Origin of the sequence: Thermotalea metallivorans (assembly GCF_001562415.1) — a bacterium.
Lineage (GTDB): Bacteria > Bacillota > Clostridia > Peptostreptococcales > Thermotaleaceae > Thermotalea > Thermotalea metallivorans.
The window spans coordinates 1-9,008 of the sequence record NZ_LOEE01000024.1 but is presented as its reverse complement, the minus strand read 5'-3'; the positions used below and the strand labels follow the sequence as shown (position 1 = coordinate 9,008).

10 protein-coding genes and 1 tRNA gene are annotated in these 9,008 nt (G+C 39.4%); 7 read left to right on the top strand and 4 right to left on the bottom strand.

Annotated features, from left to right (window positions below):
- Positions 1-279 precede the first annotated feature (279 nt).
- The 3 genes from AN619_RS04385 (at position 280) to AN619_RS04380 (ending at position 1,558) form a co-directional block, all read left to right on the top strand.
- Positions 280-355: transfer RNA gene (locus AN619_RS04385), tRNA-Ala, on the top strand.
- Between the two features lie 292 nt (positions 356-647).
- Positions 648-827 carry a hypothetical protein gene (locus AN619_RS15865; RefSeq protein ID WP_157064905.1) on the top strand — a complete coding sequence of 60 codons (180 nt, stop codon included), beginning with the start codon at positions 648-650 and terminating at the stop codon, positions 825-827.
- Between the two features lie 254 nt (positions 828-1,081).
- The gene (locus AN619_RS04380; RefSeq protein ID WP_068555271.1) at positions 1,082-1,558 is read left to right on the top strand and encodes a spore coat protein; all 477 of its coding nucleotides are present in this window, start codon (positions 1,082-1,084) and stop codon (positions 1,556-1,558) included.
- A gap of 67 nt (positions 1,559-1,625) precedes the next feature.
- On the opposite strand, the gene AN619_RS04375 is transcribed toward AN619_RS04380, so the two are convergent.
- The gene (locus AN619_RS04375) at positions 1,626-2,381 is read right to left on the bottom strand and encodes a TSUP family transporter (protein WP_068555270.1); all 756 of its coding nucleotides are present in this window, start codon (positions 2,379-2,381) and stop codon (positions 1,626-1,628) included.
- Positions 2,382-2,799: 418 nt separating this feature from the next.
- Between AN619_RS04375 and hcp the strand changes: the two genes are divergently transcribed.
- The 3 genes from hcp (at position 2,800) to AN619_RS04360 (ending at position 6,517) form a co-directional block, all read left to right on the top strand.
- Complete coding sequence (gene hcp / locus AN619_RS04370) at positions 2,800-4,464, top strand: hydroxylamine reductase (RefSeq protein ID WP_068555269.1); 1,665 nt, start codon at positions 2,800-2,802, stop codon at positions 4,462-4,464.
- A gap of 194 nt (positions 4,465-4,658) precedes the next feature.
- Positions 4,659-6,023: a rhodanese-like domain-containing protein gene (locus AN619_RS04365; RefSeq protein WP_068555268.1), complete on the top strand. Its 1,365-nt coding sequence runs from the start codon at positions 4,659-4,661 to the stop codon at positions 6,021-6,023.
- Positions 6,024-6,091: 68 nt separating this feature from the next.
- Positions 6,092-6,517, top strand: coding sequence for a hypothetical protein (locus tag AN619_RS04360; protein ID WP_068555267.1), 426 nt, complete (start codon positions 6,092-6,094; stop codon positions 6,515-6,517).
- Between the two features lie 168 nt (positions 6,518-6,685).
- Here the strand turns inward: AN619_RS04360 and AN619_RS15555 are convergent, their stop codons facing one another.
- Together AN619_RS15555 and AN619_RS04355 are read right to left on the bottom strand one after the other, a co-directional pair.
- Positions 6,686-6,895, bottom strand: coding sequence for a hypothetical protein (locus AN619_RS15555; RefSeq protein WP_083524976.1), 210 nt, complete (start codon positions 6,893-6,895; stop codon positions 6,686-6,688).
- Between the two features lie 165 nt (positions 6,896-7,060).
- Positions 7,061-7,651, bottom strand: coding sequence for a LysM peptidoglycan-binding domain-containing protein (locus AN619_RS04355; protein WP_068555266.1), 591 nt, complete (start codon positions 7,649-7,651; stop codon positions 7,061-7,063).
- A 306-nt stretch (positions 7,652-7,957) separates the two neighbouring features.
- On the opposite strand from AN619_RS04355, the gene AN619_RS04350 reads away from it, so the two are divergent.
- Complete coding sequence (locus AN619_RS04350; protein WP_068555265.1) at positions 7,958-8,554, top strand: DUF3793 family protein; 597 nt, start codon at positions 7,958-7,960, stop codon at positions 8,552-8,554.
- Between the two features lie 122 nt (positions 8,555-8,676).
- On the opposite strand, the gene AN619_RS16120 is transcribed toward AN619_RS04350, so the two are convergent.
- On the bottom strand, positions 8,677-9,008 hold a 332-nt coding region (locus AN619_RS16120), incomplete at its 5' end, for an ABC transporter permease (protein ID WP_330382022.1).

Below are 9,008 nucleotides of genomic sequence, written 5' to 3'. Positions count from 1 at the left end.
AGAATTAATATTTGATACTTTCGTATCCAGCTTCGAAAGTGCCAAAATTTATTCAACCGTTAAAGAAGCTGTGCAGAGCTTCCTTGACAAAGATCAGGTAGCTTAGTCAAACTTGTAAAGTGGTATAATAATATAGAAAAATTATAATAATATAACATTTATAATCCTATACAGGATGAGGCAATAAAAAAAATTGCAAACTTCTACTTGACACAAACTTATCCTAAAAGGGCTATTGACATTTATCATGATAGATTGTAAAATAATTTATGTGAGTTAGGGGCATTAGCGCAGTTGGGAGCGCATCACACTGGCAGTGTGGGGGTCAGGGGTTCGAATCCCCTATGCTCCACCAATGAAGTATTGAAAAACCCTGAAGTATTTAATTTCAGGGTTTTTGTTGTTTTTAGGGTTAGTTTGATTTTACTCGACAGCATATGGTGCGGGGAAGCGAGAAAAATTTTTGGATATCGTTCAAATTATTTACCTTTAAGATCCTTTAAGATTAAGAAATAATTAATAACATACAAAGCTGTCTATATTTCTAAGGTCAGTACCCCAGAATACCCAGTTGAATCCGGTCCAGCGGTAACCTGATACGGATCTTGGTCCTACAAATACCAAATACGCCCAAAAAGATCTTCTGTTTGTCAGCCATATATAGACGAATCGGAAGGTGCAAGGGCGAATGGCACCGGGATCTACAAAAAGAACCGAAGGCTGCTGTTGGGGGACAAATGAAGGGGGAGGGCCAACGGGTGGACGCGGTGCTCCTGGATCGAATCCAAAAGGGGAGACGCCAAGGGGTGGTCCAAAAGGTGGTCTAGGCTGCTGTCTCATATAATTGAAATCTCGAGTATCCTTATAGGGATATTCAAAATTATCGTAATGCAATAAAATCACACTCCTTTTTTTTCTAATCTACTTCCATCATATTCTATTCTTCCATGAAGTGTACCATAGAGAACCTTGAGGACCTTTGCTTTTCCAGCATAATTTCCTTTTTAGAATGACCCTATATCTGTATTATGTATATCTTCTTGTATTCATGGAAAGAATAACCACAGGAGGTGGCAACGAGATGATGAATTTAACACAAAAAGAGAGAATGCTTTTAGAGGATCAAAAAAGCCATGAAGAACTGTGCATCAAAAAATACACCAAGTATGCCGAAGAAGCACAAGATCCTCAGCTAAAACAATTATTTACCTATTACGCCAGTGTGGAACAGGAACACTTGAATACTATTCAGCAAATCCTAGGAGGACAGGTGCCCAATATGGCATTACAGCAGGGAGGGCAGCAGGGACAGCAACAAGGCCAGCAAAATCAGCAATCTTTTACGCAAGGTATTCCCTACAATGAGAACGATGTGGCCCTATGTAAGGATGCCCTGATGACAGAAAAATATGTTTCTTCTGCTTACAATACAACCATTTTTGAATGCACCGATAAAAATGTAAGACAGATATTAAATCATATCCAAAAAGAAGAACAGGAACATGGAGAGGGGCTTTTCAATTATTTGAAAAGCAAAGGAGCCTATGTGCCTCAATAAACGGCAGAGATTTCTCAGAATCAATGAATCCCATCGAAAGATGGGATTCATTGATTCTGAGAATATTTTATTGAATTACATTGAGGGACAGTTTGATGATAAAGCCTAAGGATACGATCAGAAACAGAGGCTTAATGAGCTTAGCACCCTTTCGAATAGCCAACTTAGTTCCCACAATGGCTCCCAGGATCATGGACAGGGCCAACGGAATTCCCACAGAATAGATGACTTTTCCATGGAGCGCAAACACAATAAAGGATGCAATCCCGCTGAAGGCATTTAATACTTTTCCATTGCCGCAGCTCAGCAGGAAGTCAAAGCCTAAAAAGGTAATAAAAGAAAAGATCAAAAAGGAACCGGTGCCGGGACCAAAGAAACCATCATAAAAACCCAACCCGAAAGCAATGGTACAGCCGATAAGGATATTCTTTGTATTCATTCCTGAAAAGCGATCCTTGCTGCCCAAATCTTTTTTAAAAACCGTATATAAGCAAACCACTACCAGAAGTATCAAAATAATTCCGCTGAGTATTTTTTGGTCGATCATCAATACTGTATTTACCCCCAATATTGCCCCTATGATGGTGCAAGGAATCATGTACTTCAACAGGGGGATGTGGATGTTTTTGGATTGTATGAAGCCGATAGAGCTGGAAACTGTACCGAACATCGCACCAAATTTGTTGGTACCCAGAGCGAAGTGAGGAGGAATGCCAAAGGCAAAAAGGGCGGGAATACTAATAAGTCCACCGCCACCGGCAATGGAATCGATAAATTGTGCCAGAAAGCCAAAAAAGCATAAATAAATAATTTTAAGGTCCATGAAAGTTAGTCCTCCATAATTTTAGATTACAAAAATATTGTAACGGATTCGATGGTAAAAGTCACGAAAAAGATTTCTTTGAAATTTTCTTTTATGGCATTTATTCCTATTCATGCCGGTTCCACGGTAAATATGCAAACTTCCATGCATGGAAAAGGTTACCACATATGATGAGATGATAAGCAAGGAAAGAAATTTTTACAGTTTCTTCATTGAAAATTTAACTTGAATTTTATTTGCTTGATAAATGAAAATTTATTTCATTTACTGAATATACAAAAGATATAAAAGCTGCTATAAATATTTTTTAAAAAGTGTGTGTGTTTTTCAAAACATATTTTGTTTAACAGTAGAAAAATTTGGTATAAATCTATATGAGTTAACCAAAGAATATATAAAAAAGGGGGATGATTTGTTTATGGATCATCAAATGTTTTGTTTTCAGTGTGAACAAACTTTGGGCGGAAAGGGATGTGTAAAATTCGGCGTATGTGGCAAAAGCCCCGAGGTAGCAGGGCTTCAAGATTTACTCATATATGTATTGAAGGGGATCGGCTTTTACGGACAAAAGGCCCTAGAAAAAGGGAAGAAGATTGACCAGGGTACCCATCAGTTTGTAATGGATGCCATATTTTCTACACTTACCAATGTGAATTTTGATCCTGATCGGTTTGTAGCGTATATTCGGAAGGCGGCAGAAGTGAAAGTTTATCTGAAAGAGCTGGCTGAAGTGGCAGAAGATGTAATTCCAGCAGCTGCAGCATACAATCCTCCTGCAACGAAGGAAAAAATGTTGGAAGATGCACAAAAAGTAGGTGTTATGGCTGATGAGCATCTAAATGAAGACATCAGATCCTTGAGGGAATTATTAACCTATGGTATGAAGGGAATGGGGGCTTACGGACATCATGCCTATGTCTTAGGGAAAATGGATGATGCGGTCAGCAATTTCTTTTATAAAGGCTTGGCTGCTACCATTGATGACAGCCTGACGGTGGATGATTTGATTGCTTTGAATATGGAGCTGGGCCGGGTGAATTTCAAATGCATGGAACTTCTTGACAGTGCTAATACGGGAACCTATGGTCATCCTATACCTACGGAGGTGCTGCTCACGAAGAAAAAGGGACCCTTCATTGTAGTTTCCGGTCATGATTTAAAGGATTTAAAACAGTTGCTAGAGCAAACAGAAGGAAAAGGAATCAATATCTATACCCATGGAGAAATGTTGCCTGCCCATGCATATCCCGAGCTAAAAAAATATCCTCATCTGGTAGGGAACTATGGGGGCGCATGGCAGGATCAGCAAAAAGAATTTGACGGTATTCCGGGTGCTATTTTGATGACAACCAACTGTCTTCAAAAGCCAAGGGATAGCTATAAAGATAGAATATTTACTTCCAGCATCGTAGGATTTCCTGAGGTAACCCACGTGCAAGAAATAAACGGGGTGAAAGATTTTACGCCGGTAATTGAAAAGGCTTTGGAACTTGGCGGTTGGCAGGAAGATGAAGAAGAAAAGAAAATCTTGGTGGGATTCGGACATCATACGGTACTAGGTGTGGCAGATAAAGTGATCGAAGCAGTGAAAAGCGGTGCAATAAAACATTTCTTCTTAATTGGCGGTTGCGATGGTGCAAAACCGGGAAGAAATTATTACACCGAGTTTGCGGAGAAGGCACCGAAGGATACGGTTATCTTAACTTTGGCATGCGGCAAATACAGATTCAATAAAAAGGATTTTGGTACAATCGGAGAATTGCCAAGATTACTGGATGTAGGGCAATGCAATGATGCTTATTCTGCTATTCAAATAGCGTTGGCACTGTCAAAAGCCTTTGAATGCGACGTGAATGAGTTGCCCCTTTCTCTAATATTATCATGGTATGAGCAAAAGGCAGTATGTATCTTGCTGACATTGCTTTCATTAAATATCAAGAACATACATATTGGACCCTCCTTGCCTGCCTTTATTTCACCGAATGTGCTCCAGGTGCTGGTGGAACATTTCAATATTACTCCTATATCCAATGTGGAAGCAGATATGGGAGCTATCCTAGGTGGAGAAGGTGCTTTGGCTTAGGACGCTGAGAAATTATTGCAAAACCCCCCTTGAAAAATCAGGGGGGTTCCATTTTGCAAAGGCTTAAAATAGATTATCCATAGCATCAATTTATGATTGGGATAAGTATCATAGATTTTTTTGATTTTACATAAGATATCTTCCGGCATATAATCTAAAGTTGTAAAAGAAAACGTATAGGGGGAAGATATTTTATGCACATGATCAAGAAGAAAGCTTTGCTTTTCATACTTTTACTAAGCAGCCTAGTGTTGTTTGCTGCATGTACAAGCAGTACCCAGGAGGCAGTCAAGGGAAAGAAAGATCAACCTGAGATTCAGGATATCAGTACCCAAGATTTGCAAAGCAAAATTGGACAGAAGGATTGGGTAATTGTGGATACAAGGCTGAATGATGCTTTTAACGGATGGGCATTGGATGGAGTTGCCCGAGGAGGCCGCATCAAAGGCGCAGTAGATTTTTCTGCCAACTGGTTGAAGGTTGAGATTGAGAATAGGGAAGAGAAGCTGCAACAAATTTTAGAGACAAAGGGAATTACACCTGAAAAAAATATCGTCCTTTATGACGCCAACGGGAAAGATGCTGTAGAAGTGGCAGATTATCTGATTTCAAAAGGAATGAAGCATATATATAAGTATGACGTGAAAGAATGGGCTGCCAGTAAGGAATTGCCAATGGAAAGTTATGAAAATTATCATCTGCTGGTACCGGCGGTATGGGTGAATGACCTCATTCAAACTCAAAATAACGGAAAACCTTATAGAATCTTTGAAGTAAGCTGGGGCGAAGAATCTCAGGATTATAAAAAGGGGCATATACCGGGAGCTGTTCATATCAATACCGACGAAGTAGAAGAACCTCCCTTGTGGAATCGAAAATCACCAGAGAATTTGGAAAAATTTGCTTTGCTCAATGGAATTACTTATGATACCACCGTTGTTCTCTATGGAAGCGACTCTATGGCAGCCTTTCGGGTAGCCGCTATATTAAAATATATGGGTGTGGAAGATGTCCGTGTATTAAACGGTGGATTTGCCACATGGGTTAATGCAGGTTATGATGTGGAAACCCAAGCCAACGATAAAACCTCTGTAGACTCTTTTGGAGCAACTATACCAGCCAATCCTGATTATATTATTGATTTGCCGCAAGCGAAGGAAATATTAGCAGATGCAAACGGCAGCAAGCTTGTAGATATAAGAAGCTGGGATGAATATACAGGGAAAATCACAGGGTATGATTACATAAAAGCCAAAGGACGTCCGGCAGGTGCTGTCTGGGGTTACGCAGGATCAGATCCAAATCATCTGGAGGATTTTAGAAATATAGACAATACCATGCGAAATGGTTCAGAAATCATAAATATGTGGCAAGAATGGGGCATTACCCCTGACCAGAGACTGGCTTTTTATTGCGGTACGGGTTGGAGAGCAGCAGAAGTTTTAATTTATGCAGATGTGATGGGGCTTAAAAATATTTCGTTATATGATGGGGGATGGTATGAGTGGAGTTCAGATCCAGCCAACCCTGTGGAAATAGGAGAACCGAAACAAAAATAGGAAATCATGCAGAAAAAAGACAATATGCTGTATATTGTCTTTTTTCTAATGAATAGGGGTTGTGAAAAATGAAGAAAGATGCAAAAAAAGCGATGGTAAATATTTTCATCTTAATGATGCAGTGGACTATTTTCTTTTCTATCATTGGGCTTGAATATTTGTCTCATAAGAGAATGGGCGTGATGCGATATTTGCTATTTAAAAAATATACCTATGAAACCCTATGGCTTCAGCCATATTTCATCAATGTATATGTATCCGTTCTGTTTGGAGGATTGGTTATCTGTCTGTTTTGGTACATCCATAGGAAAGATAAGGGCAGCGCAAGAAGGCATTTGCTGCTTGCTTTTATAATCAATTTGGCAGGTATTTTTTTTATATTAGCCCCTAAGGGGAGAAATTTAAATGCCTATCCTTTCTTTTTGATAGGAATTTTTATAAATTTGATATTGCAATACACAAGACTGTGGTTCAATCGAATGGGTTATAAATAAAAACTTCGTCAGCTCCCCATCGGATAGAATTCCAGCATATAAGAAGAATGTTCATGGAGGAGAAAAAACATAAATTATGGCAATAGAGCCATCCAAATAAAATGTGCAAGAATATGTACAAGGAAATGGGAAATCTCCCATTTCCCAATGTTGTCAGCAAATACCGCCTTACCAACTGCTAATCAGCGGATAGCAGAACAAGATTACTAACAGGAGGAAGAAGAACAATAAGCTATCTCCTGTGCCAAATAATCCTCCCAAAGGGCCCTGGAACAAAATTACCAGCAGTAAAAAGAAAAACAATAAGCTGGATTCTTCACCAGGAGTGCATCCAAATAAGTTACCCAGAACAGATGGTTTTGAAGCCTTGTCAGCCATTTTCAACACCTCCTTTGCCAGTGGTATGTAATTTTTCGATGAAGGCTTTTAGCCTTGTCTTGAATTTCTAATATAATATATGTGATATGAAAATAAGTGTCACTCCATGCCGTGGTTAATTGAAAAGCTGAGAATCTCAGAGAAAATTCTCAGCTTTTTTAATTTCTATTTTATTTTTTCCAGCATGCCTTCTAAGATGACCAAATTTCCGGGAGGTGGGGAAGGAGCATCGGACAATGTGGCGCTTATGATAATTTTTACGTCGGCAGTCATTTCGGCTGTATCATCAGTAGTAAGATCTATGGTGGTAGCCCAGGTGTAAGGGTTATCGCGTACGGGATAAAGTAATTTGCTGATTGCCCGGCTATCCTCTTTGGTAGCATATATCAGATATGCTTGATATGCTTTGTAATTCTTGCCTAAATCTTGAAAGGAGGGCAGGATAGCGATCATACTGACTGCTTTGTCAAACTTGGGACTATTACTTACCAAGGCTGAACCAATTGCGAAAGGAAGATCATGGAATCTAGGTTCCAATACGGTGCAAAAGGAGGAAAATTTGCGTTTAGGAACACACAATACGTCGCCCGGAACAATCAAACTGGGATGAGGGATATGGGGATTGGCATTGACCAAAATATTTAAGCCAATTCCATACGAACGGGCAATTTTGTACATTGCATCTCCTGTCTTTACCACATATCTCTCATTAAATCCGTTAGGGCAACTGGGAGGAATTCTCGGCACCATTACCATAAGGTCATCTCCTTTTTACATTCTTTGAAGGGGTATATGTTGTACGTATGATAGGCCTGTAATACATCATATGATGTTATGTCACGAACTGCTATTCATCCTTTGCTAATTCAGGACAATTTTTATCTTAATAGGAAACGGAATCATAAGCATATAGTCGAAAAAAGTTTCTTTCCGTCGGATCAATGAAATTTATTTACAAGAAAAAACCGTTATGATATCATTAATGATAGCGATAATTATTATCAATTATTTGAGATATACTGTGTACCAGACAGAATTTCAATTGGCAGAGGAGGTAGCCATATGACAGCAATGTGCAAAAATGCGAGTTGTTGCATGGATAGTCCAGATGAATTCATAAAGTGGCTTATGGAGATATTAGGTCCCGTGCTATTTCATGTAAAGCCGTCGGAATTGCTTAGCTTTCCTTTATGCGATGCCAATACCCATGCAAAGTTACATAAAATTGAAGAGATTTTCAACAAATGTCAAAAGATTGCATATGAAATCTTTGAATATAACAAGAAAAGTGTAAAGGTGATGTTTTATAATCCAATGCTTATGGATGCAGTACTGAAAGATCACAGGAATTTAAAATTTCTTGTGCAGAGAGGTTATCCTGAAAGATACAATCTGGAATTGTACTTAGATTGCCTCATTCAAAAGATGAAAGAAGGTAACATTCCCGATGAAATTGGTGTATTTTTAGGCTATCCTTTAAAGGACGTCATAGGTTTTATCGGACATCCGTCACTGAAGCTGACCAAGGTTAGGGGATGGAGGATCTATGGGAATTCCAGATTATCCGACTTAAGATATAAGGAATTTGTGAATGCAAAGTCTAAAATGAAGACGCTGTTAGACCATTATTCACCGCAAACAATTATCTTGACGGCTTAAGCAAGCCATTGGATATGGATGCAACCATGGGCGTAAGGGAAGGCTATGCTGATATGCTAGACGCTTTTGAAAGATGATAGAAAAATGCAGGTCCAATTCCCACGGAAGCCTGCATTTTCTTTTTACCGCCACTTCATCATTTTCTTTTCAAAGTATGCAACCCCTTGGTACATAACCGTAGCCAAGATGGCCAGGATAATGACACTGGTCATTACGAGATCAAGCTTAAATACTTGGCCACCGTATACGATAAGGTATCCGATACCGGCTTGGGAAACCATGAACTCTCCTACAATGACGCCAACCCAAGATAATCCTACATTATCTACTTCTTTAAATCCCCCATAGACTCCGAGGATTGTCACGATAACCGATACAGTCATGGCTGTGACAATAATTCCGGGAATACCCGCTCCGGCCCACAGAATGATAATGGGGGCTAGGGCTGTCTTGG